The sequence below is a fragment of the Streptomyces sp. NPDC051173 genome (assembly GCF_040689515.1).
In the GTDB taxonomy this organism is placed as follows: Bacteria; Actinomycetota; Actinomycetes; order Streptomycetales; family Streptomycetaceae; genus Streptomyces.
Genome location: NZ_JBFBBD010000106.1, coordinates 1 through 22,871, shown reverse-complemented (window position 1 = coordinate 22,871; position 22,871 = coordinate 1). Strand labels below are relative to the sequence as shown.

Annotated in this window: 21 protein-coding genes and 1 riboswitch; of the genes, 11 read left to right on the top strand and 10 right to left on the bottom strand. The window is 72.1% G+C overall.

The genetic code is table 11. The features are described from left to right. Nucleotides 1-179 precede the first annotated feature (179 nt). The gene (locus AB0435_RS31895; RefSeq protein WP_366007500.1) at nt 180-1,118 is read right to left on the bottom strand and encodes a sugar isomerase; all 939 of its coding nucleotides are present in this window, start codon (nt 1,116-1,118) and stop codon (nt 180-182) included. 211 nt (nt 1,119-1,329) lie between these two features. Between AB0435_RS31895 and AB0435_RS31890 the strand changes: the two genes are divergently transcribed. The 3 genes from AB0435_RS31890 to otsB all read left to right on the top strand — a co-directional run bounded on the left by AB0435_RS31890 (nt 1,330) and on the right by otsB (nt 3,772). Then, entirely contained in the window at nt 1,330-2,592 is a 1,263-nt protein-coding gene (locus AB0435_RS31890; protein WP_366428541.1) for an extracellular solute-binding protein, read from the top strand. Then, nucleotides 2,593-2,865, top strand: a complete 273-nt coding sequence (locus AB0435_RS31885; RefSeq protein ID WP_366007498.1) for a DUF3263 domain-containing protein — start codon at nt 2,593-2,595, stop codon at nt 2,863-2,865. Nucleotides 2,866-2,926: 61 nt separating this feature from the next. Next, nucleotides 2,927-3,772, top strand: a complete 846-nt coding sequence (gene otsB / locus AB0435_RS31880) for a trehalose-phosphatase (protein ID WP_366007497.1) — start codon at nt 2,927-2,929, stop codon at nt 3,770-3,772. A 3-nt stretch (nt 3,773-3,775) separates the two neighbouring features. On the opposite strand, the gene AB0435_RS31875 is transcribed toward otsB, so the two are convergent. The 3 genes from AB0435_RS31875 to AB0435_RS31865 form a co-directional block, all read right to left on the bottom strand. After that, complete coding sequence (locus AB0435_RS31875; RefSeq protein ID WP_366428540.1) at nt 3,776-4,525, bottom strand: hypothetical protein; 750 nt, start codon at nt 4,523-4,525, stop codon at nt 3,776-3,778. A 377-nt stretch (nt 4,526-4,902) separates the two neighbouring features. Next, nucleotides 4,903-6,336 carry a trehalose-6-phosphate synthase gene (locus AB0435_RS31870; RefSeq protein WP_366007494.1) on the bottom strand — a complete coding sequence of 478 codons (1,434 nt, stop codon included), beginning with the start codon at nt 6,334-6,336 and terminating at the stop codon, nt 4,903-4,905. Between the two features lie 417 nt (nt 6,337-6,753). Continuing rightward, nucleotides 6,754-7,701: a glucosyl-3-phosphoglycerate synthase gene (locus tag AB0435_RS31865; protein WP_366007493.1), complete on the bottom strand. Its 948-nt coding sequence runs from the start codon at nt 7,699-7,701 to the stop codon at nt 6,754-6,756. Nucleotides 7,702-7,876: 175 nt separating this feature from the next. Further along, a riboswitch (SAM riboswitch) is annotated at nt 7,877-8,018 on the top strand. Between the two features lie 17 nt (nt 8,019-8,035). Here AB0435_RS31865 and thrC point away from each other — a divergent pair. The 4 genes from thrC to groL all read left to right on the top strand — a co-directional run bounded on the left by thrC (nt 8,036) and on the right by groL (nt 12,314). Then, a complete protein-coding gene (gene thrC / locus AB0435_RS31860; protein ID WP_366007492.1) occupies nt 8,036-9,319 on the top strand; it encodes a threonine synthase in 1,284 nt (427 codons plus the stop codon). A 56-nt stretch (nt 9,320-9,375) separates the two neighbouring features. Beyond that, a complete protein-coding gene (locus AB0435_RS31855; protein ID WP_366007491.1) occupies nt 9,376-9,651 on the top strand; it encodes a MoaD/ThiS family protein in 276 nt (91 codons plus the stop codon). Between the two features lie 437 nt (nt 9,652-10,088). After that, nucleotides 10,089-10,292 (top strand): cold-shock protein, encoded by a 204-nt coding sequence (locus AB0435_RS31850; RefSeq protein WP_005315736.1) that lies wholly within the window; start codon nt 10,089-10,091, stop codon nt 10,290-10,292. A gap of 399 nt (nt 10,293-10,691) precedes the next feature. Continuing rightward, entirely contained in the window at nt 10,692-12,314 is a 1,623-nt protein-coding gene (groL, locus tag AB0435_RS31845; protein WP_366007490.1) for a chaperonin GroEL, read from the top strand. Between the two features lie 11 nt (nt 12,315-12,325). Here the strand turns inward: groL and AB0435_RS31840 are convergent, their stop codons facing one another. The 3 genes from AB0435_RS31840 to AB0435_RS31830 all read right to left on the bottom strand — a co-directional run bounded on the left by AB0435_RS31840 (nt 12,326) and on the right by AB0435_RS31830 (nt 15,756). Beyond that, entirely contained in the window at nt 12,326-13,789 is a 1,464-nt protein-coding gene (locus tag AB0435_RS31840) for a PTS transporter subunit EIIC (RefSeq protein ID WP_366428539.1), read from the bottom strand. A 52-nt stretch (nt 13,790-13,841) separates the two neighbouring features. Then, nucleotides 13,842-14,777 (bottom strand): N-acetylmuramic acid 6-phosphate etherase, encoded by a 936-nt coding sequence (murQ, locus tag AB0435_RS31835; protein WP_366007488.1) that lies wholly within the window; start codon nt 14,775-14,777, stop codon nt 13,842-13,844. A 76-nt stretch (nt 14,778-14,853) separates the two neighbouring features. Continuing rightward, nucleotides 14,854-15,756, bottom strand: coding sequence for a MurR/RpiR family transcriptional regulator (locus AB0435_RS31830; RefSeq protein ID WP_366428542.1), 903 nt, complete (start codon nt 15,754-15,756; stop codon nt 14,854-14,856). Between the two features lie 90 nt (nt 15,757-15,846). On the opposite strand from AB0435_RS31830, the gene AB0435_RS31825 reads away from it, so the two are divergent. Next, nucleotides 15,847-16,206, top strand: coding sequence for a hypothetical protein (locus AB0435_RS31825; protein WP_366007487.1), 360 nt, complete (start codon nt 15,847-15,849; stop codon nt 16,204-16,206). Then, the gene (locus AB0435_RS31820) at nt 16,203-16,484 is read left to right on the top strand and encodes a DUF4031 domain-containing protein (protein WP_366007486.1); all 282 of its coding nucleotides are present in this window, start codon (nt 16,203-16,205) and stop codon (nt 16,482-16,484) included. Before AB0435_RS31825 ends, AB0435_RS31820 begins: the two co-directional genes overlap by 4 nt. A 352-nt stretch (nt 16,485-16,836) precedes the next feature. Here AB0435_RS31820 and AB0435_RS31815 read toward each other — a convergent pair whose 3' ends face one another. Next, on the bottom strand, nt 16,837-17,499 hold the full coding sequence (locus AB0435_RS31815) for a hypothetical protein (protein WP_366007485.1): 663 nt from the start codon (nt 17,497-17,499) through the stop codon (nt 16,837-16,839). Nucleotides 17,500-17,557: 58 nt separating this feature from the next. On the opposite strand from AB0435_RS31815, the gene AB0435_RS31810 reads away from it, so the two are divergent. Further along, on the top strand, nt 17,558-18,256 hold the full coding sequence (locus AB0435_RS31810; RefSeq protein WP_366007484.1) for a copper homeostasis protein CutC: 699 nt from the start codon (nt 17,558-17,560) through the stop codon (nt 18,254-18,256). 191 nt (nt 18,257-18,447) lie between these two features. Here AB0435_RS31810 and AB0435_RS31805 read toward each other — a convergent pair whose 3' ends face one another. Next, complete coding sequence (locus AB0435_RS31805; protein ID WP_366428538.1) at nt 18,448-20,559, bottom strand: ATP-binding domain-containing protein; 2,112 nt, start codon at nt 20,557-20,559, stop codon at nt 18,448-18,450. Between the two features lie 277 nt (nt 20,560-20,836). Here AB0435_RS31805 and AB0435_RS31800 point away from each other — a divergent pair, with 277 nt between their 5' ends. Continuing rightward, nucleotides 20,837-20,971, top strand: coding sequence for a hypothetical protein (locus AB0435_RS31800; RefSeq protein WP_366007482.1), 135 nt, complete (start codon nt 20,837-20,839; stop codon nt 20,969-20,971). A gap of 32 nt (nt 20,972-21,003) precedes the next feature. Here AB0435_RS31800 and AB0435_RS31795 read toward each other — a convergent pair whose 3' ends face one another. Continuing rightward, nucleotides 21,004-22,653, bottom strand: a complete 1,650-nt coding sequence (locus tag AB0435_RS31795; protein ID WP_366007481.1) for a DNA repair helicase XPB — start codon at nt 22,651-22,653, stop codon at nt 21,004-21,006. Nucleotides 22,654-22,871: the final 218 nt, after the last annotated feature.

Sequence of the window (22,871 nt, the reverse complement as noted above, 5' to 3'; positions counted from 1 at the left end):
GGGAGTTTGAGGACAGCGCGCGAAGCGTGCTTCGGGGGTCTGGGGGCTTGCCCCCTCACGCGGCGGAGCCGCAGATCGGACACAGCCGGGAAGGGCGGGTGGGGGAAAAAGCCCGCCGCAGGCGCAACGCACCCGCAGCCGAGGGGCCGGTAACCCCCGCGGCAGCGGACCGGTGCCCCCTACCCGTTCAAGATGACGCTTCGCGTCAAGCCCCGTGGTTCGTCCGGGTTCAGGCCCTTCGACTCCGCCACCGCGACAGCGAGCCGCTGCGCGCGGATCAGGTCCGCCATCGGGTCGAGGCGGGCCTCCGCCGTCATGAGCGTGCCCCCGGCCCGCTCGACGTCCGCCGGGAGCCCCGCGGGGACCGTGCCGAGGATCCACGCCACCCGGCCGGGAGCCGTGATCGAGATCGGGCCGTGGCGGTATTCCATCGTGGGGTAGGACTCGGTCCAGGCACCCGCCGCCTCGCGCATCTTCAGGGCGGCCTCCTGCGCGAGCCCGTACGCCCAGCCCGTGCCCAGGAACGTCCACTGCCCGGCCGAGAGCACGGACGCCGGCAGCGGTTCGGTGATCGCGGACTCCGCTTCCGTCGCCGCCCGCGCCACCGTACGGACGTCCGCGGGGAGCGGGCCGTGCGTCTCCAGGCCCGCGCGGAGGTACGCGAGGGCCGTGGTCGCGAAGCGGGTCTGGACGACGGACTCCTCGTCGGCCCAGTCGAGCGGGGCGACGGATCCGGCCACGTCCGTCACCGGCGTCCCGGGGTCTGCGGTCAGCGCGAGCGTGCGCGTGCGGCCGCGCAGGGCCGACAGCAGGTCGAGGACCTCCGTCGTGGTCCCGGACCGGGTGATGGCCACGACCCGGTCGTACGCGCGGCCCCGGGGGAACTCCGAGGAGGCGAAGGCGTCCGTCTCGCCCTGTCCGGCGGCCTCGCGCAGCGCCGCGTACGCCTGCGCCATGAACCAGGACGTGCCGCACCCGGTCACCGCGACCCGCTCGCCGGGCCGGGGCAGCTCCGTGGCGCCGGCCGCCGCCGCGGCGGCGCGCCGCCAGCAGCCGGGCTGGGTGACGATCTCCGCCGCCGTACGGGAAGCGGAACGTGAAGAGGAAGGCTGCTGCATGCGCTGAGGCTCCTTGTGAGAGGTGCGGTGGGCGTCGGGAACGTGGATAGCAGCCCCGCTGCGAGGGAGGGAAGAGCGGAAGGGCGATACCGAAGCGCAACCGGAGTCGGCTGGACCGTAAGGTGGCGCGCGGGGGAGACTCACGGTCTCCAGCGAGGAAAACGAACCACGAAGGTGGGAAGCAGTAGTGCAGCGGCGGCGGTTCCTTGGTATGACGGCGGCGGGTGCCGCCACTGCGGCGTTGGCTCCCGCACTGACGGCTTGCGGGAGTGACGGTCCCGGTTCGGGCACCAAGAAGCTGAAGCTGATCGCCGCGGACTACGGCGACAATCCGTCGAACAGCTCGAAGAAGTACTGGGACGCCCTCGTCCGCGACTTCGAGGACCAGCACGGCAAGATCAAGGTCGACGTCGAGGTCTACAGCTGGACCGAGGTCGACAAGAAGGTCGCCGACCTGGTCGCCGCGGGCAAGGCTCCCGACCTCGCGCAGATCGGCGCGTACGCGGACTTCGCCGCGGCAGGCAAGCTCTACAGCGCCGACCAGCTGCTCACGGTCCCCACCCAGGCGGAGTTCATCGCGTCGATCGAGAAGGCGGGTGAGGTGCACCGCGTGCAGTACGGCATGCCGTTCGTCTCCAGCACCCGTCTGCTCTTCTGCAACAAGGAGCACTTCGACAAGGCCGGCATCACCAAGGCCCCCGAGACCTGGGACGAGCTCCAGGCCGCGGCGAAGAAGCTCCAGGCGAACGGCGTGAAGATACCCTTCGGCCTGCCCCTCGGCCCGGAGGAGGCCCCGGCCGAGACGATGATGTGGTTCCTCGCCGCCGACGGTGGCTACACCGACGCCAACGGCCTCTACACCATCGCCCACGCGGAGAACGTCAAGGCGCTGGAGTGGCTGCGCGACGAGCTCGTCGCCAAGAAGCTCACCGGCCCCCTCGACCCCGCCCGCACCAACCGGCAGGAAGTCTTCGACGCCTTCTGCAAGGGCGACGTCGGGATGCTCAACGGCCACCCCACGCTGATGCAGCAGGCCGACGCGAAGGGGATCAAGTACATCACCGCGCCGCTGCCCGGCATCAAGGGCAAGTCCAAGTCGACCATGGGCGTCGCCGACTGGATGATGGCGTTCAAGCAGAACGGCAACCGCGACGCGATCGGCACCTTCCTCGACTTCGTCTACAGCACCAAGAACGTGCTGGACTTCACCGGGCAGTACGACCTGCTGCCGGTGACCTCGTCCGCCTCCGCGAAGATGGCCGCGGACCCGGCCCGCAAGAAGCTGAAGCCGTTCCTGGAGCAGCTGGAGAGCGCCGAGTTCTACCCCGCCGACAAGACCTCCTGGGCGGCGGTCAGCAAGGCGATCAAGGAGAAGATCGGCTCCACGGTGAAGAACGGCGGCGACGCGACCAGCGTGCTCAGCGAGATCGAACGCGAGGCGAACTCCCTGGAGACGGCGAGCGCGGGGCGCTAGGTGACGGCCGACGACGGTTCCGTGAGCTCCGGGCCGGACGGCCGGGAGCCGGGCCTTTCCGCCCGGGACCGGGACGTGCTGGCGCTGGAGCGGCGGACGTGGCCGGGCCCGGGCGCGAAGGAACGCGCGATCCGCGAGGACCTCGGCCTCACCCCGACCCGCTACTACCAGCTGCTCAACGCGCTGCTGGACGACCCCGCCGCGCTCGCGCACGACCCGGTGACGGTCAACCGCCTCCGGCGGCTGCGCGAGGCCCGGCGGGAACGGCGCTAGCCGAACCGGTCCAGTCGCACGTTCGAGCCCCTTCGGCACTCAAGGACAGTAGGGTCGTCCCATGGGCAGTCATCCGCTCCCCGAACCCCGCAGCCGCGCCGGGCGCCACGGCCTCGCCGAGCTGCTCGCCGCGCCGGACAAGAGCGTCGTCGCGCTGGACTTCGACGGCACGCTCGCCCCGATCGTCCCGGACCCCGAGCAGGCCCGCGCCCACCCCGGCGCCGTGCCCGCGCTCGCGCGCCTCGCGCCCGGACTGCGCTCCGTCGCCGTGATCACCGGACGCCCCGCAGGCGTGGCCGTGCGCTACGGCGGGTTCGCGGGGGTCCCAGGGCTGGAACACCTCGTCGTCCTCGGGCACTACGGCGCCGAGCGCTGGGACGCCGTCACCGGCACCGTCAAGGCCCCCGCACCGCACCCGGGCGTCGCGGCCGTGCAGGCGGCACTGCCCGGGGAGCTCGACCGGTCCGGCGCCTGGCGGGGCACCTGGGTCGAGGACAAGGGCCGCGCCATCGCCGTGCACACCCGGCGCGCCACCGACCCCCAGGCCGCGTACGACGCCCTGCGCGGCCCGCTGGGAGCGCTCGCCGAGCGGCACGGCCTGATCGTCGAACCGGGCCGGTTCGTCCTGGAACTGCGCCCGCCCGGCATCGACAAGGGCGTGGCCCTCGCCGAGTACGTGCGCGAGACGGGCGCCCGCTCCGTCCTCTACGCCGGTGACGACCTCGGTGACCTCGCCGCCTTCGCCGCCGTGGAGGAGCTGCGCGCAGAAGGGCTGGCCGGCCTCCTCGTGTGCAGCGGCAGCACGGAGGTCACCGAACTCGCCGAACGGGCCGACATCGTGGTCGACGGCCCGAGCGGCGTCGTGGAACTGCTGACGGCCCTCGCGGACCGCCTCACCACCGGCTGAACCTCACTCGTCGTCGGGGTCCTTGACGGCGGTCGGGTCCCCCTTGGCCGCCTTCTCCGGCAGCCCGAGGGTCTTCAGCGCCGTCGTCCAGTCGTGGGCGATGGCCTGCTGCGCCTTGACGAGGTCCGTCTTGCCCGAGCAGATCGCGTTCTTGAGCTTGGTCTCGACCACGTCCTTGGGGTTGTTGGGACCCGCGCCCGCCTTGTGGCCGGGGGAGGGCGGCTCGACCCACAGATTGCGCGGGTCGTTGGGGTCGCCGCCGAGCTGGAGGCTGATCAAGTGGTCGTACTCGTAGTCCTTCAGCGAGCCCTTGTAGCCGTACGAGGCCGCGTTGGCGGTCTTCTCGCGCCCGGTGATGCCGACCGGCGGCCGGATGTCCTTGGTGTAGCCGCTGCGGCAGATCGTCGTCTTCAGCGTCGCCTGCGTGACCTTCGGATTCGTCGCCCCGGGCGTGCAGTTGGGGTCGGGCAGCGGGTCCTTGGACGCGGTGTACTGGTAGTGACAGCTGCCCGCTGCGGGCTGCTTCTGCACGGTGTACGAGGACTGGGGCCCCGGGCCTGCGGGTATGGCGCCGCCGCCCCCTCCCGGGCCGGAGGCCGAAGTGGAGGGGGACGCGCCTGACTTGGTGTCCTTGGCGTTCTTGGTGTCGGAGCTCTTGCTCCCGGAGTCGGAGGAACAGCCCGTGGTCAGGGCGGCGGTCAGGAGGGCGACGGCCGCGAGGGCGGCGGCGGCTCGGGGTGGGGCGATCGACATGGCCTCATGGTTACCCGGGGGCGAGGCGGTACAGGCGGCGGGCCCATGCACTTTGCCGAAGGCTGCCGCGTTGTTTGCCTTTGCGCTTGCCGCGGGGTGCGGTTCGCTTGTCGGCTGCGGGTCGGTTGCGCCTGCGGCGGGCTTGTTCCCCTACCCCGCCCCTTCCCGAAACTGGGGCTGCGCCCCAGACCCCAGCAACACGCTTCGCGCGTTGTCCTCAAACTCCCCCAGCTACCGCTGGGAGGTGCCCCCAACGGGCTGATTGTGCTGGTTACGGTCCGCACCATCCAGCCCGTCCGGCGTTTGAGGACAGGGGGTCCGGGGTCTCCCCGGTTTCGGGAAGGGGCGGGGCTGGGGAAGAAGCCCGCCGCAGGCGGCTAGAGGGCGGCCAGTTGGTCCAGGAACCAGCGCGCCGGAGGGAGCGCCACCGCCGCAGCGGACAACCGCTTCGTGCGGGACGCCCGTTCCGTCGGGTCCATCAGGAGAGCCGCGTGCAGGGCCGACGCCGTCGCCTCCACGTCGTACGGGTTGACCACGAGCGCGTCGTCGCCCAGCTCCGCCACCGCACCCGCCTCCCGGGAGAGGACGAGGGCGCAGCCGTGGTCGGAGACGACGGGGACCTCCTTGGCGACCAGGTTCATGCCGTCGCGGATGGGGTTGACGAGCGCGACGTCCGCCAGGCGGTAGGCGGCCAGCGAGCGGGCGAAGTCGTCCTTGACGTGCAAGGAGACCGGTTCCCAATCCACCGTGCCGAACGTGGAGTTGATCTCCCGGGCGACCCGCTCGACCTCCGCCGTGTAGGCGCGGTAGACCTTCAGGTCCTGCCGCGAGGGGTACGCGAAGGCGATGTGCACCACTTTGCCCCGCCACTCGGGGCGGTCCTCCAGCAGCCGGCGGTAGGCGTGCAGGCCGCGCACGATGTTCTTGGACAGCTCGGTGCGGTCGACGCGCACGATCGCCTTGCGGTCCGGGCCGAGCAGCTCGCGGAGCGCGGCCATCCGCTCCTCGACGTCCGCGCGGTGCGCGCGTTCCCGCAGGAAGTCCGCGTCGGCGCCGAGGCCGTGCACGCCGATCCGGGTCGTCCGCCCCTCGAAGAGCACCGCCGTCCCGCCCGTACCGCGGACGACCTCCGCCCCCAGGACCTTCTCGCAGCAGTCGGCGAACGCGTCCGCCCAGCGCTCGGTCAGGAAGGCCGCGCGGTCACCGCCCAGGATGCCGCGCAGCACCCGCTCGGCGACGTCGTCCGGCAACAGCCGGTAGTAGTCCGGCGGGGCCCAGGGGGTGTGCGAGAAGTGGCCGATCCGCAGGTCCGGGCGGCGCTCCCGGAGCAGGCCCGGCACCAGCGACAGGTGGTAGTCCTGCACGAGCACGGCGGCGCCCTGCGCGGCCTCCTCGGCGAGGGCGTCCGCGAAGGCCGCGTTGTACGCCTCGTACGCCGCCCACTGCCGCCGGAAGTCCGCGTCGAAGACGGGGGCCAGGGGCGTCTCGTAGAGCATGTGGTGGACGAACCACAGCACGGAGTTGGCGATGCCGTTGTAGGCGGCGGCGAAGGTGTCCGGGTCGACGTCCAGCATGCGCACCCGGTGGCCGCCGGTGTCCTCGGTGTCGAGCCTGCGGCCCGCGCGCCGCGCCGCCTCGCGGTCGCCCTCGCCCATGGCCGCGCACACCCACACGGCGCCGGCGTCGCGGTCTATGGCGCTGAGCCCCGAGACGAGACCGCCACCGCCCCGGCCGGCGGTCAGCTCGCCGTCGACCAGCTTGTACGAGACCGGGCCGCGGTTGGAGGCGACGACGATCTGTGCGGCGTGCATGTGCGGTTGCATGTGCTCAACGACCATGTGGCCAGCCTTGCCTGACTGCCGGCCGTTCAAACGTTTGTCGGGGCCGGGCCGGGCCGGGCCGCGGGTGCGGGTCGGCTGCGCCTGCGGCGGGCTTGTTCCCCAGCCCCGCCCCTTCCCGGAACCGGGGCGCGTGCCCCAGGCCCCCGAGCGCGGGTCCGTTGCCGCCTGCGGCGGGAGCGGCCTGCGGCCGCGTCCTCAATCGCCGGACGGGCTGGATTACGCACCCACATCAGCCAAATTCAGCCCGTCCGGCGTTTGAGGACACCCGGCGAAGCCGGGTTGGGGTCCGGGGTCTCCCCGGTTTCGGGAAGGGGCGGGGCTGGGGAACAAGCCCGCCGTAGGCGGCAATGGAGCCGCACCCGGCAACGGAGCCGCACCCCACCCCCGCTAAGCCGCCCGCCGCTCCACGTACTCCGGGATCTCCCGCATCGGTGGTCGTTCCTCCGTGTCCACCGCGTACGTCCGAGGGATGAATCCCTCGGACGTACGCTCGAACTGGGTCAAGGACGGCCGGACCAGATGGCCGCGGGCCAGGCGCAGCTGGGCCGTGCGGTAGATGGCGGCGGCCATCCGGCCGAGCGCGCGGCCGTCCTGGTGGCGGTGGACGCGGACGCCCACGTCGACCTGGGCCAGGGCGTCCAGGCCGACCGTGTGGAGCGCGTCCACAAGGAGGCCCAGTTCCACGCCGTAGCCCACGGGGAACGGCAGGCGTTCCAGGAGCGAGCGGCGGGCCGCGTACTCGCCGCCCAGGGGCTGGACGAAGCCGGCCAGCTGCGGCCAGTGCAGATTGAGCAGCGGGCGGGCCACCAGCTCGGTCACCCGGCCGCCCTGCCCGGCCACCTCGCCGAGCGGGCGGTCGTACATCGCCTTCACGAACTGCACGCCGGGGTCGGTCAGCAGGGGGCCGACGATGCCGGAGACGAAGTCCGCGGAGAAGTCGCGCAGATCGGCGTCGACGAAGCAGACGACGTCGCCGCGCGTCACCAGCAGCGACCGCCACAGCACCTCGCCCTTGCCGGGCAGGGCGGGCAGCCGCGGCAGCACCGCGTCGCGGTGGACCACGCGCGCGCCGGCCGCGGCGGCGGCCTCGGCCGTGCGGTCGGTGGAGCCGGAGTCGAGCACCACCAGCTCGTCCACCAGCGGCACCGCGTCCGTCATCAGCTCGCGCCGGATCGTGGCGACGATGTCGCCGACGGTCGCCTCCTCGTTCAGCGCGGGCAGCACCACGCTGACCGTGGTGCCCTTCTCCCTTTTGGCCGCGAGCAGCTGGTCGAGCGGACGGTCTCCGACGGACCAGGACCGCCGGCCCAGCCAGCGCTCCACCTCTTCCAGCACGTGAACGACTCCTCTTGTCCGGTGGTTGTCCGGTGGTTGTCCTGTGACGCATCTCGCGGTACGGACGACTGTCTCGGGTGCCCGTGCCTTCGGTTACAGTCTGAACAACGCGGAACGCCGTCGTATGTCGGGGTCGCCGCGTACACAAACGCCTGGGCCGAGCCCAGTGCCATACCGCTCATCCAGAGGGGCAGAGGGACACGGCCCGTTGAAGCCCCGGCAACCCTCCCGCCGGTCTTGCTCACAGCAGCGAGGCTCCCGGTGGGGAAGGTGCCAATTCCGTCTCGTGGCGAGGTTCGCCGCGAGGAAGATGAGGAGAAAGGGCCTCGCCTCCATGGCTGTGCAGTCTGTCGAAAGCTCAACCACTTCTGTCGCGCTCGGTCCCGCCGTCGCCCTCTCGTGCCGGGAGTGCGGGGAGCGGTTCGACCTCGGTCCCATCTTCGCCTGCGCCGCCTGTTTCGGCCCGCTCGAAGTCGCGTACGACCTCCCCACCGGCGATCCCGAGGCCCTGCGCCGCCGTATCGAGGCCGGGCCGGACAACATCTGGCGCTACGCCCCACTGCTGCCCGTACCCGCGGACGTCGCGGACAAGCCCGGCCTCAACCCCGGCTTCACCAAGCTCGTCAAGGCCGACAACCTCGCCCGCGAGCTGGGCGTCACCGGCGGGCTGTACGTCAAGGACGACTCCGGCAACCCCACGCACTCCTTCAAGGACCGCGTCGTCGCCATCGCGGTCGAGGCGGCGCGCGCCTTCGGCTTCACCACGCTCTCCTGCTCCTCGACCGGCAACCTCGCCGGCGCCGTCGGTGCCGCCGCGGCCCGCGCGGGCTTCAGGTCCTGCGTCTTCATCCCGCACGACCTGGAGGCGGGCAAGGTCGTCATGGCCGCGGTCTACGGCGGCGACCTGGTGGGCATCGAGGGCACGTACGACGACGTGAACCGCTTCTGCTCCGAGCTGATCGGGGACCCGCTCGGCGAGGGCTGGGGCTTCGTCAACGTCAACCTCCGCCCGTACTACGGCGAGGGCTCCAAGACCCTCGCCTACGAGATCTGCGAGCAGCTGGGCTGGCGCCTGCCGGACCAGATCGTGATCCCCATCGCCTCCGGCTCCCAGCTCACGAAGATCGACAAGGGGCTGAAGGAGCTGATCGCGCTGGGCCTGGTCGAGGACCGGCCGTACAAGATCTTCGGTGCGCAGGCGGAGGGGTGCTCGCCGGTCTCCCGCGCGTTCAAGGACGGCCACGACGTGGTGCGGCCGGTGAAGCCGCACACGATCGCGAAGTCCCTCGCGATCGGCAACCCCGCGGACGGGCCGTACGTGCTCGACATCGCCCGGCGGACGGGCGGCGCCGTGGAGGACGTGGACGACGCGGAGATCGTCGACGCGATCCGGCTGCTGGCCCGGACGGAGGGGATCTTCGCGGAGACCGCGGGCGGGGTGACGGTGGGCGTCACCCGCAAGCTCATCGAACGCGGGGTGCTCGACCCCGCGCTGACGACGGTCGTGCTCAACACCGGGGACGGGCTCAAGACGCTGGACGCCGTGGCGGCCGGGCCGTCCGCGACCATCCGGCCGTCCCTGGAGGCGTTCCGCGCCGCCGGGCTCGCCACCGGCTGACGTCCCACCCGTCCCCACCCGACCATTCACCGGAAGACCGGAAAGGCAGGACCCCCATGAGCATCTCCGTTCGCATCCCCACCATCCTCCGCACCTATACCGGTGGTGTCGCCGAAGTCTCCGCCGAGGGGGCGACGCTCGCCGAGGTGATCGGCGATCTGGAGCGGAACCACCCCGGCATCGCCGGCCGCGTCCTCGACGACGCGGGCAAGCTGCGCCGGTTCGTGAACGTGTATGTCAATGACGACGACGTGCGGTTCGAGCAGGGGCTTTCGACGCCCACGCCCGACGGCGCCGGGGTGTCGATCATCCCCGCCGTCGCCGGAGGCTGAGCTTTGCGCAAGCTTCTTGTGAAAGACCCCCGGAATCGCCCCGACCGTGAAGCGGACGGGGCGATTCCGTCTGTTGAGCGCGATACAGTTGGGGCGATCCCCCTCCGGCGTCAGTGCCGAACGCATATGAGAACCCGTCAAGTTGTGCGCGAACTGTGCGTGCGAATTGTCGGGTTGCTTGCACTATGCCCGGCCCGACTTGCCCTGGATCCACCGCAGTTCGCCGCATTTCAGCAATCAGCCGTGCCGGGAATTCTCGTCCGAGTGACCTGTTGCAGACGGCATCCGTGCAGATACATTCAGCCGCGGTCGACGCGTTCCGGCGCACACCACCGGGATTCCCCCTGCCGCCGGCTGGGGAGAGTTCCGGGGGTGAGGTCTGACCCGGGTCCGCGAAGTGCGGTCCTGCGCAAGGGCCAGTAATAGGGGAGTTAGGCATGGCTCAGGGCACCGTCAAGTGGTTCAACGCGGAGAAGGGGTACGGCTTCATCGCGGTCGACGGTGGTGCGGATGTATTCGTCCACTACAGCGCGATCCAGATGGACGGCTACCGCACCCTCGAGGAGGGTCAGCGAGTGGAGTTCGAGATCTCGCAGGGCCAGAAGGGGCCGCAGGCGGACATGGTCAAGCTCGCCGTCTGATCTCGGCGCATCGACCACCGGCTCACTCAGCTCGCCGAGGGGCCCGTACCCGCGCACCGGGGTACGGGCCCTTCGTGTGCCCTCGCGCGTGTACGCGTACGCGTGCGCGTGCGCGTTCCGTGTGTACCCGGCGGCGTCCCCATCGCGCGCTTCGTAGGAGTGCACCTTCCGTCCAGGCGCTTGCACTCTCGGGGGTCGAGTGCTAATCATTGGCGTTAGCACTCTCCGAGTGAGAGTGACAGTTTTGGACCGTCGGTGAGGTCCGTCGGCCGGGTGGGGCAAGGAACCATCAGGCCGGTGAACCGTCCGTCGCGGGCGCCAGCGCGGTCCGGAGAAATCCTTCCCCCATAGCCTGAACGGCATGGGGGGACCCCCGACGTCCCGGGAGGACCACTTCACATGGCCAAGATCATCGCGTTCGACGAGGAGGCACGGCGCGGTCTCGAGCGCGGGATGAACCAGCTCGCCGACGCCGTCAAGGTCACCCTCGGCCCCAAGGGCCGCAACGTCGTCCTCGAGAAGAAGTGGGGCGCCCCCACGATCACCAACGATGGTGTGTCCATCGCCAAGGAGATCGAGCTCGAGGACCCGTACGAGAAGATCGGCGCCGAGCTGGTCAAGGAGGTCGCGAAGAAGACGGACGACGTCGCCGGTGACGGCACGACGACCGCGACCGTCCTGGCCCAGGCGCTGGTCCGCGAGGGCCTGCGCAACGTCGCCGCGGGCGCCAACCCGATGGCCCTCAAGCGCGGCATCGAGAAGGCCGTGGAGGCCGTCTCCGGTGCGCTGCTCGAGCAGGCCAAGGACGTGGAGACCAAGGAGCAGATCGCCTCCACCGCCTCCATCTCCGCCGCCGACACCCAGATCGGCGAGCTCATCGCCGAGGCGATGGACAAGGTCGGCAAGGAAGGCGTCATCACCGTCGAGGAGTCCCAGACCTTCGGTCTGGAGCTGGAGCTCACCGAGGGTATGCGCTTCGACAAGGGCTACATCTCGGCGTACTTCGCCACCGACATGGAGCGTATGGAGGCGTCGCTCGACGACCCGTACATCCTGATCGTCAACTCGAAGATCGGCTCGGTCAAGGACCTGCTGCCGCTCCTCGAGAAGGTCATGCAGTCCGGCAAGCCGCTGCTGATCATCGCCGAGGACGTCGAGGGCGAGGCCCTGTCGACCCTGGTCGTCAACAAGATCCGTGGCACCTTCAAGTCCGTCGCCGTCAAGGCCCCGGGCTTCGGTGACCGCCGCAAGGCCATGCTCGGCGACATCGCCATCCTCACCGGTGGCACGGTCATCTCCGAGGAGGTCGGCCTCAAGCTGGAGAACGCCGGTCTCGACCTGCTCGGCCGCGCCCGCAAGGTCGTCATCACCAAGGACGAGACGACCATCGTCGACGGTGCCGGTGACAGCGACCAGGTCCAGGGCCGCGTCAACCAGATCCGCGCCGAGATCGAGAACAGCGACTCGGACTACGACCGCGAGAAGCTCCAGGAGCGCCTCGCGAAGCTGGCCGGCGGCGTGGCCGTCATCAAGGCCGGTGCCGCGACCGAGGTCGAGCTCAAGGAGCGCAAGCACCGCATCGAGGACGCCGTCCGCAACGCGAAGGCGGCCGTCGAGGAGGGCATCGTCGCCGGTGGTGGCGTGGCCCTGCTCCAGGCTTCCGCGGTCTTCGAGAAGCTCGAGCTCGAGGGTGACGAGGCCACTGGCGCCAACGCCGTGCGCCTGGCCCTGGAGGCCCCGCTCAAGCAGATCGCCGTCAACGGTGGTCTCGAGGGTGGCGTCGTCGTGGAGAAGGTCCGCAACCTCACGGTCGGCCACGGCCTGAACGCCGCGACCGGCGAGTACGTCGACATGATCGCCGAGGGCATCATCGACCCGGCGAAGGTCACGCGTTCCGCCCTGCAGAACGCCGCGTCCATCGCCGCGCTGTTCCTGACCACCGAGGCCGTCATCGCCGACAAGCCGGAGAAGGCCGCCGCGGCCGCTCCGGGCGGCATGCCGGGCGGTGACATGGACTTCTGACCCGCACCGGGTCACTTGTCCTGAACGCTGTACGCCGAGGGCGGCACTCCCTGTGAAGGGGGTGCCGCCCTCGGGGCGTTGAGCTCCCCGAGCGCCTCCCGGCCGAAGCCGAAGAGGTACGTCGCCACGAACCCCGTCACGTATCCCACCAGCAGCCCCAGCGCGTAGACCGCCGCCGTCCGGCCGAGGCCGTGGTTGCCCTTCAGCAGGGGGAAGAGGGCCCAGCCCGACGGGCCGATGGCCGTGGCGCCGACCCTGACGCCCAGCTGGCCCAGCAGGCCCACGAAGCCGCCACCGAACGCGCCGCCCACACACGCCGTGACGAACGGCCGCCCCAGCGGCAGCGAGACGCCGTAGACCAGCGGCTCGCCGATGCCCAGGAAGCCGGCCGGGAGCGCGGAGCGGATCGTGCCGCGCACCGAGAGGTTGCGCGCGAGCCGGACGTAGACCGCGAGGGCCGCCCCCACCTGGCCCGCGCCCGCCATCGACAGGATCGGCAGCAGGACCGTGTAGCCCTCCTGCTGGATCAGCGTCGTATGGACGGGGATCAGCGCCTGGTGCAGGCCCAGCGTCACCAGCGGCAGGAACAGTCCGCCCAGGACGAAGCCCGCGCCGGCGCCGCCGTCGGCCAGCAGCCAGTCGGCCCACCGCCCGACGGCCGCGGCCGCCTTCCCCGCGGCGTACATCAGCCCGTACAGCGTGACCAGGCCCGTCACCAGCACCGTGAGCGTCGGGGTGACGAGGGCGTCCAGGGCCTGTGGCACCCGCCCGCGGCACCACTTCTCGACGCGGGTCGCCAGCAGGGCGGCGGCCAGAGCGCCGAGTACCCCGCCCTGGCCCGGCGTCAGCCGCTCCCCGAAGGCGCTGACCCGGCCGACGCCCCCGTACACCGTGATCGCCGCGACCGCGCCGCCCAGCGCCGGGGTGCCGCCGAACTCCTTGGCCGTGTTGCAGCCGACGAACACCGCGATCAGCGACATGAAGCCCGAGGCCACCGCGGTCAGCGCGGGCGAGAGGCCGGGCAGCCGGTGCAGGTCGGCCAGCAGCCCGCCGAGCCCGGCGACGACGCCGCAGCCGATCAGCGCCGGGACCAGCGGCGTGAAGACGGCCGCGACCCGGCGCAGGAAGAGCTTGCCCGGGGTGCCGTCGCGCGCGCCGCGCCCGGCGCGGATCGCCGCGCCCCGCTCGGCGAGGGCCTCGGCCGTGACCGGCGCGGCCGCGCCCAGCCGCGCCAGCTCGGGCGCCACCCGGGCGACGATCCCCGGGCCCAGCACGACCTGGTACGCCCGCCCGTCCTCGACCACGCCCAGCACGGCCGGCAGCGCCCGCAGCGCCTCGCCCCGGACGAGGGAGGGGTCGTGGAGCTCCAGCCGCAGGCGGGTCATGCAGTTCTCGACGGAGGCGATGTTCCCGGCGCCGCCCAGCAGCGGGAGCAGCGCGGCGGCGGTGGCGGCGGGGCTGTCGGCTGGGGCCATGGGGCAAGTCCCTTGCTCAGGGGACGCTCGTAACGGGATTCTCTCCCGCGGGTCAGTCCCCGGCGACCGCACGCAGGGCCGCGCGCAGGTGCCCGGCCGACTCCTCCAGCAGACGCGCGGCCGTGGGGCCGTCGACCCCGCCGAGCACGACGAGGATCGCGTTCTTCACCTCGCCGCCGGTCTCCGCCAGCGCTGCCTCCGTCTCCGCGTCGGAGGCGCCGGTCGCCAGGGCGACGATGTGCCGGGAGCGGGCGCGCAGCTTGTCGTTGGAGGCGCGGACGTCGACCATCAGGTTCCCGTAGGTCTTGCCGAGCCGGATCATGGTGATGGTCGAGAGCATGTTGAGGACGAGCTTCTGCGCGGTGCCCGCCTTCAACCGGGTGGATCCGGTGAGGAGTTCGGGCCCCACGACGACCTCGATCGCGTGCTCGGCGGCCGCGCCGAGCGGCGAGCCGGCGTTGCAGGACAGCCCGACCGTGAGCGCGCCCGCCGCGCGCGCGTGCGTGACGGCGCCGAGGGCGTACGGGGTGCGGCCGGACGCCGAGACGCCCACGACCGTGTCGGCCGGGCCGATGCCGATCGCGGTCAGGTCCCCGGCGGCCAGCTCCCGGCTGTCCTCGGCCCCTTCCACCGCCGTGACCAGCGCGGGCGCGCCGCCCGCGATGAGGCCGACGACCTGTGCGGGGTCGGTGTCGAAGGTCGGCGGGCACTCGCTGGCGTCCAGCACCCCGAGCCGGCCGGCCGTGCCCGCGCCCGCGTAGACGAGCCGCCCGCCGGCGGCCATCCGGGCCGCGATCGCGTCGATCGCGGCCGCTATGCCGGGGAGTTGCGCGGCGACGGCGGTGGCGACGGTGGCGTCCTCACCGTTCATGATCTTCGCGATGTCGAGGGTGGGCAGCCTGTCGATGTCCGCGAGCTCGGGGCGGAACGCCTCGGTGGTGAGCGCGGCGAGCTCGGCGCGGAGCGCCGCGTGGGCGGGCGAGTCCATGGTGCGGCGCCTTTCCGTGACGGGTCTGTGCCGGAGCGAGCCGGAACGAGTCGGAACAAGCCGGAACAAGGGGGGCTCAGCGGCGGGGGTCGTGCCGGTGGGCGAGGGCTTCGTAGGAGGCGGACAGGGCGGGCGCCGCCCGCTCGTACGTCCGCTGGGCGACGCCGATGAACAGGCAGTCCACCACGAGCAGTTGGCTGGTGCGGCTCGACATGGCGGCCGGGCGCAGCTCGCTCTCGCGGGCGGTGGAGGTGGTGAGGACGTGGTCGGCGTACTGCGCGATCTCCCCGTCCGGGCGGCCGGTGATCGCGATCGTCGTCGCGCCGTGCTCGAAGGCGACCCGCAGCGGCTCGATGACATCGGTGGTCCGGCCCGAATGGGTGATGGCGATGGCGACGTCACCGGCCCGCAGCTGCACCGCGTTGGTGACGGCCAGGTGGGGGTCGGCGGGCGCGTGCGCGATCATGCCGATGCGCAGCAGCTTCTGCACCAGGTCCTGGCCGACGAGGTGGGACGCGCCGATGCCGTAGACGTCGGTGCGCCGGGCGGTGGACAGCGCGCCGACCGCCGCCTCCAGCTGCGCGGTGTCCAGCGCCGCGGCGGTGTCGGCCAGGCACTGCGCCTCCTCGTGGGCGAGCTTGGCGACCACGTCGGTCAGCGGGTCGTCCACCGCGATGTCGGCCGTGACGGCCGGGGCCCGGCCCGCCGCCTGCTCGGCCGCGAGCGCGGCGAGGGCCAGGCGCAGGTCGCGGTAGCCGGGGTAGCCCAGGATGCGCGCGGTGCGGACGACGGTGGCCTCGCTGGTGCCGGTGCGCTCCGCGAGCCCGGTGACCGTGAGCGCGGCCGAGCCCGCCGGGTCGCCCGCCACGGCCTCGGCGACGCGCTGCATGGAGCGCGTCATCGAAGGTGCCAGCGTGCGGACCTTGGCGGCCAGCGCGCCGGGGGCCGGAGGTGTGGCGGCGGGTGCCTCGACGGCCATGAAAGTTTCTTTCAGTTTGCTGCTCACCTCATGAAAGGTATTTTCGGACCGGTGAGCCGTCAACCCTCCCCGTCCCGGACAATGGACCATATGGAGCTCGAACAGGCACTGCACACGGCGCGCGCCCTCGTCCTCGCCGACCTCATGGCCGGTGACGTGGCGGAGGCCGACGTCGTCTCCCTCGTCGAGGACGCGGTGGTCCACCGCCGGTGGTGGGTCGAGCAGTGGCCGGAGGGCGTGGAGTACGTCGTGGGGCTGATCGCCCAGGACGTCCAGGACGCCCTGCTGGAGCGGCACGGCCGGTGGCCCCTGTGCCCGGTCTGCACCGACGCCGGTGACCCGCACGCCCTGGAGGTCGAGCCCGAGCTCGGCCCCGACCCGCACTGGGCCTGCGCCAAGCAGGCGGTGCTGGTGGCGCGGGTGGGGTCCCTGGGGGCGGCACCGCGGTGACCCTCTACATCGACCCGCCGACCTGGCCCGGTCACGGCCGCATGTGGTCCCACCTGGTCAGCGACGTGTCGTTCGCCGAGCTGCATGAATTCGCCGCGCGGCTCGGGGCTCCCTCGCGGGCGTTCGACCGGGATCACTACGACATCCCGTCGACGTCGTACGGGCGGGCCGTGGGGATGGGGGCGCGGGAGGTTGGCAGCAAGGAGTTGGTGCGGCTGCTGGTGGCTGCCGGGCTGAGGCGGCCCAAGCATTCGCCTCCGGCGGGGGGTTTGCTTTAGGGGGTGGCCGGGGGGTGTCGTCGGGTGCGGGTTGCTTGCGCCTGCGGCGGGCTTTGTTCCCCAGCCCCGCCCCTTCCCGAAACTGGGGGCAGGCCCCCAGACCCCCGAAGCACGCTTCGCGCGCTGTCCTCGAACTCCCCCAGCTACCGCTGGGAGGTGCCCCCAACGGGCTGGGTATGCGGGCTACGGTCCGCACCATCCAGCCCGTCCGGCGTTTGAGGACGCGGCCGCAGGCCGCTCCCGCCGCAGGCGGCAACGGACCCGCAGCCGGGGGCCTGGGGCACGAGCCCCAGTTTCGGGAAGGGGCGGGGCTGGGGAACAAGCCCGCCGCAGGCGCAAGCAACCCGCACCCTCACGCCGTCAGTAGCTCAAGCTCCGTGCCGAGGTTGCGGCGAGCCGTCGGCTCCCACCGGTCGTGGCCCAGCGGCGTGCGGAACAGGCGCGGCAGCCCCAGCAGATGCCGCAGCACCGCCGCCCGGCCCTCGCGGAACGCCGCGTCCGGCACGAAGCCGTACTCCTCGCGGACCGCCGCCGCGTACGCCGCGTACTCCTGCGGCGCCCCCGCCAGCACCGCCAGGTCCGCGTCGCACAGCACCTCGCCGTCGCGGTCGCCGTCCGCCGGGTCGTGGGTCACCGTCAGCCGTACGAGCCGGGCGGTCTCCGCCGTCCGGTCCGCGTCGAGGCCCAGCTCCGGCAGGGCGCGCTCCGCGAGGTGCGCGCTGCGCTCCTCGTTCTCCGAGCGGTCCGGGCGGTAGACCGCGTCGTGGAACCACGCCGCGAGGCGCACCGTGTCGACGTCCTCCGCGTACGCCGCCAGCTCGTCGACCCGTTCGAGGACCGCCGTCAGATGGTCGACCGTGTGGTACCGGCGCTGCGGCTCCGACCAGCGGCGCAGCAGCTCCTCCGCGTACGGGCCGGGGTCCGGGGCGGTGGCCCCGCCGCGGGCCCGTACGACGGTGTCCCGCCAGCGGGCGCGCAGGGCGGGGCCGGACGGGTGCTCGGGCGTGTCTGCCATAGGCCAATTGTGGAGCACCGCTTTTGACGCCGGGCGCCGGTGTGGCACTCTGTGCTACATGTCTAGACCAATTCTCGAGGTCATCGCACTCACCCCCGAGGACGCGGCGGCGGCCCAGGCCGGAGGGGCGGACCGCCTCGAACTGGTCACCGACATGGCCGCGGACGGGCTCACCCCCGCCGTCGCCACCTTCGCCGCGGTCCGCGCGGCCGTCTCCGTCCCCGTACGCGTCATGCTCCGCGCCACCGACGGCTTCTCCGCCGGGACCGCCGCCGAGCTCTCCGCCCTCTGCGACTCCGCGCGGGCGCTGGCCGCCGAGGGCGCCGACGAGTTCGTCCTCGGCTTCCTCACCGACGACGGCCGGGCCGACCTCACCGCCGTCGCCGCCCTCGCCGAGGCGGTCGGGCCGCGGGCGCGGTGGACCTTCCACCGCGCCATCGACCGGGCCGCCGACCGGGACGCCCTGCGCAAGCAGCTCGCCGACTTCCCCGGCCTCGACACGTACCTCACCGCCGGCTCCGCCTCCGGCGTCGACGACGGCATCGCCACGCTGCTCGCCGAGGCGGCCCGGGCGGACGACCCCGGCTACGAACCGCGCATCCTGGTGGGCGGAGGCCTCCAGCTGAAGCACGTGCCCGTGCTCCTCGACGCGGGCATCAGCGGCTTCCACATCGGCGGCGCGGCCCGGCCTTCCGGGTGGGCCGGGCCGGTCTCCGCCGCGGCGGTGGGGGTGTGGCGGGAGGCGTTGGGCGCGTAGCGCCCAGGTTTCTTGTGGTCGGTGCTGCGGGTGGTAGTCGTCCGCACCACCGCTGCGCGGCGGTGTCCTCAATCGCCGGACGGGCTGGATGTGGCTGATGTGGGTGCGCAATTCAGCCCGTGAGGGCACGTCCCAGCGGTAGCTGGGGGAGGCGGACGGCCCGCAGCTAGGCAATGATCCGTCGGCCAGGTCTAGGTCAACTGCCCCGGCAACGGCTGCGCGTGAATGACCGTCAGGCCCGACACCGCTCGCGTCAGTGCCACGTACAGGCGGCGCAGGCCCGTTCGTTCGTCCGGTTCTCCCGACACCACCCGCTCCGGCTCGTCCAGGACGACGTAGTCGTACTCCAGGCCCTTCGCGAGCGTCGCCGGGACCAGGGTCAGGCGGGCCTCCGCGCTCGTCTCCTCGCCCGGGGCCAGGTGGGGCAGGCCGGCCGCCTCCAGTGCCGCCGCCAGGGCGGGGATGCGGGAGTCCGCCGCGATCAGGCCGGTCGAGCCCTCGTGCGCCAGGGCCGCCCGGCACGCCCGCACCACCTCCGCGTCGAGTTCCTCCGCCGCGACGGGCCTGACGGAGAAGTCGCCCGCCGCCTCCCGTACGGACGTCGCCTCGTTGAGCTCCGGCGCGATCGCGGGCAGGAGGCGGGATGCGTACGCGATGACCTCGCGGGGGACGCGGAAGCCCTGCGTGAGTTCCTCCACGGTGGCGTCCGGCTTGCCCAGGTGGGTCAGGGCCTCCGCCCAACTTCGGGTGGCCCACGGGGTCGTGCCCTGGGCCAGGTCGCCGAGGATCGTCGCCGAGCCCGTCGTGCAGCGCCGGCCCACCGCTCTGTACTGCATGGGGGAGAGGTCCTGCGCCTCGTCCAGGACCACGTGCCCGAGCGAGGGCGTGCGGGCCACCAGGTCGGCGGCCTCGTCGATCAACACCGCGTCCGCCGCCGACCACTTGGCGGACTTCACGCTCCGGGCCGGCTTGGCCATGAGGATCTCCGCGCGCTCCTCCGGCGTGAGGAGGCCCTCCGCGTGCTCGGCGAGGAACTCCGCGTCGGTGAGCAGCCGCAGCACCAGCTTGGCCGGGTCGACCTGCGGCCAGACGGTCTTGACCACCGCCTTCACCGCGGCGTTGCGGGCCACCGCGTCCTGCACGCGGTCGTCGGGCGCCTCGCCCGCCGCCTCCATGCGTACGAGCACGGCGTGCGCGATGCGCTGCGGCAGGGCGTCGCGCGCCGCTCCGTAGCGGATGTCGCGGGCCAGCAGCTCGCGGACGATCTCCTCGATCTCGTACGCCGGGACCCGCCACCGGCGTGAACCGCGCACGACGACGAGCGGCTCCGCCGGCATCGTCACCCCGGACCGCACGGCCCGGCGCAGCACCTCGGCCATGCGGGCGTCGCCCTTGACGCAGGCCGCGGCGGGGGAGTCCGCGCCGCGGACCTCGACATGGGCGACGAGGTCGTCGACGGTGGCCTGCGCGACGTTCAACTCGCCCAGCGCGGGCAGGACCTGCTCGATGTAGTGCAGGAAGGACCGGTTCGGTCCGACGACCAGCGTGCCGGTGCGGGCCAGGCGCTCGCGGTGGGCGTAGAGCAGATAGGCCACACGGTGCAGGCCGACGGCGGTCTTGCCGGTGCCCGGGGCACCCTGGACGCACACCGTGCCGCCGATGTCCGCGCGGACGATCTCGTCCTGCTCCGGCTGGATCGTGGCGACGATGTCCCGCATCGGGCCGACGCGCGGCCGCTCGATCTCCGTCTGGAGGAGCCGGCTCGTCCGCTCGGCGCCCGCCGTGTCGGTGAGGTCCTCGTCCTCGTACGCCGTCAACTCGCCGCCGGTGTAACCGAACCGGCGGCGCGTGCCGACGTCCATCGGCTCCTTCTTGGACGCCCGGTAGAACGGCTGGGAGACCGGCGCGCGCCAGTCGATCACCATCGGGTCGCCGTCCGCGTCGTGCACGTGCCGGCGGCCGATGTAGAACCGCCCACCCGTCTCCCGGCCACCACCCCTGCCGGAGGCGCTTCGCGCCGCCCCTTCCGATGCCGCACCCTCCGCCTGATCGGCGCCCGGCGCGTGCAGATAGTCGAGGCGGCCGAAGAAGAGCGGGGTGTGCGCGAGATCGGCGAGGGCGGTGATGCGGTCGTCGATCTGGCGTTGCAGGACAGCCGCGTTGACCCAGTTCGCCGTCACGTCCTTGATGTCCAGGGACTCGACGTCGGCACGCATCGCGCGCAGGGCCGCCCGGGAGGAGGAGAGATGGGCGCGCTCGCGTTCGAGAGGGGCGTTGGCATCGGTCACTTGCTGCGCGGGCACGGCATGGCCTCCGGGAGAGTGCTGTGGACGAGCGGAACCCGCCGGTTTCCGACCGGACAGGGGCGCTCCCGTAGCGTGCGGGAGGCGGCAGGACGGGCGATTTTAACCAGCGCGGAGAAGACGTGCGAATGATTTTCGACGCGCCCCTGGCCCGTCTCAGGGTCGCCGTCCGCCTTCCGTAGGGGACGGCATGCGCCTTGGGTCGTACGGAAGCGCCGCGGCGTTTACACCGGCAGGGCGATGTGACGAGGGGTGGCCGGAATCCATCATGGACGACATGACCACCGCATCCGCGACCCCGGACACCACTCCCTTCTCCTTCGCCGCCGCCCTCCGCGCGATCAAGGCCTTCACCGGCGCGGCCGTCAGCGTCGTCCTCCTCGGTCAGTACGGGGACGAGCGGCGCCGCTGACCACGCGCCGCACCGTTCCTCCGCAGGCCCCCCTACGCGTCCTCGCCCGTGAGCAGGGAATCCGCGTCCACGATGCGGTACGCGTAGCCCTGCTCCGCCAGGAAGCGCTGGCGGTGGGCCGCGAAGTCCTGGTCGACCGTGTCACGCGCCACCACCGAGTAGAAGCGCGCCTCGTGGCCGTCCGCCTTCGGCCGCAGGACGCGGCCCAAGCGCTGCGCCTCCTCCTGGCGGGAGCCGAAGGTGCCCGACACCTGGATGGCGACCGTCGCCTCCGGCAGGTCGATGGAGAAGTTGGCGACCTTCGAGACCACCAGGACGCTCAACTCGCCCTGGCGGAACGCGTCGAAGAGCTTCTCGCGCTGGGCGTTCGTCGTCTCGCCCTTGATGACCGGCGCGCCCAGGTGCTCGCCCAGCTCGTCGAGCTGGTCGATGTACTGGCCGATGACCAGCGTCTGCTCACCCCGGTGCTTGGCGACCAGCGCCTCCGTGACCCGCCGCTTGGTGGCGGTGGTCGCGCAGTAGCGGTACTTCTCCTCCGTCTCGGCCGTCGCGTACGCCAGCCGCTCGCTGTCCGTCAGATTGACGCGGACCTCGACACAGTCGGCGGGCGCGATGTAGCCCTGCGCCTCGATCTCCTTCCAGGGGGCGTCGAAGCGCTTCGGGCCGATCAGCGAGAACACGTCCGACTCGCGGCCGTCCTCGCGGACGAGCGTGGCGGTCAGGCCGAGGCGGCGGCGCGCCTGGAGGTCGGCGGTGAACTTGAAGACCGGCGCGGGCAGCAGGTGCACCTCGTCGTAGACCACCAGACCCCAGTCGCGGGAGTCGAAGAGCTCCAGGTGCGGGTAGATGCCCTTCCGCTTCGTCGTCAGGACCTGGTACGTGGCGATGGTGACCGGCCGGATCTCCTTCCTCGTGCCGCTGTACTCGCCGATCTCGTCCTCGGTCAGCGACGTCCGCTTGACGAGCTCGTGCTTCCACTGCCGCGCGGAGACCGTGTTTGTGACCAGGATCAGCGTCGTGGCCTTCGCCTGCGCCATCGCGCCCGCGCCCACGAGCGTCTTGCCCGCGCCGCAGGGCAGCACGACGACACCGGAGCCGCCGTGCCAGAAGCCCTCCACGGCCTGCTTCTGGTACGGGCGCAGGGACCAGCCGTCCTCGCGCAGCTCGATGGGGTGCGCCTCGCCGTCGACGTAACCCGCGAGGTCCTCGGCCGGCCAGCCGAGCTTCAGCAGCGTCTGCTTGATCTGACCGCGCTCGGACGGGTGCACGGCCACCGTGTCCGGGTCGATCCGGGCGCCCACCAGCGGCTGGACCTTCTTCGACCGCAGGATCTCCTCCAGCACCGGCCGGTCCGTGCACTCCAGGACCAGACCGTGCGTGGGGTGCTTCACCAGCTTGAGCCGCCCGTAGCGGGCCATCGTCTCGGCGATGTCCACGAGCAGGGCGTGCGGCACGGGATACCGGGAGTACGCCACCAGGGCGTCGACGACCTGCTCGGCGTCGTGCCCGGCGGCCCGCGCGTTCCACAGCCCGAGCGGCGTGACCCGATACGTATGGATGTGCTCCGGCGCGCGCTCCAGCTCCGCGAACGGGGCGATGGCGCGACGACACGCGTCCGCCTGGTCGTGGTCCACTTCCAGCAGCAACGTCTTGTCGCTCTGGACGATCAGGGGTCCGTTCAACGCTTCACCCATTTCTTCCGGCCAAACGTCCAGGGTATAGCGGTGGGGTGGGTTGCGGTCGTTTGTTGTCTGCGGGTTGTTCTTTGCCTGGGGTGGGGTGGCCTCAATCGCCGGCCGGGCTGGTTTGTGGTTGGGCCGGGGGTGTGGCCTCCGGGCTGAGGACCTGGAACGCGGTGCGTGGCGCTGTCTTACGTGTTGGGTGCTGTGACTACGCACCG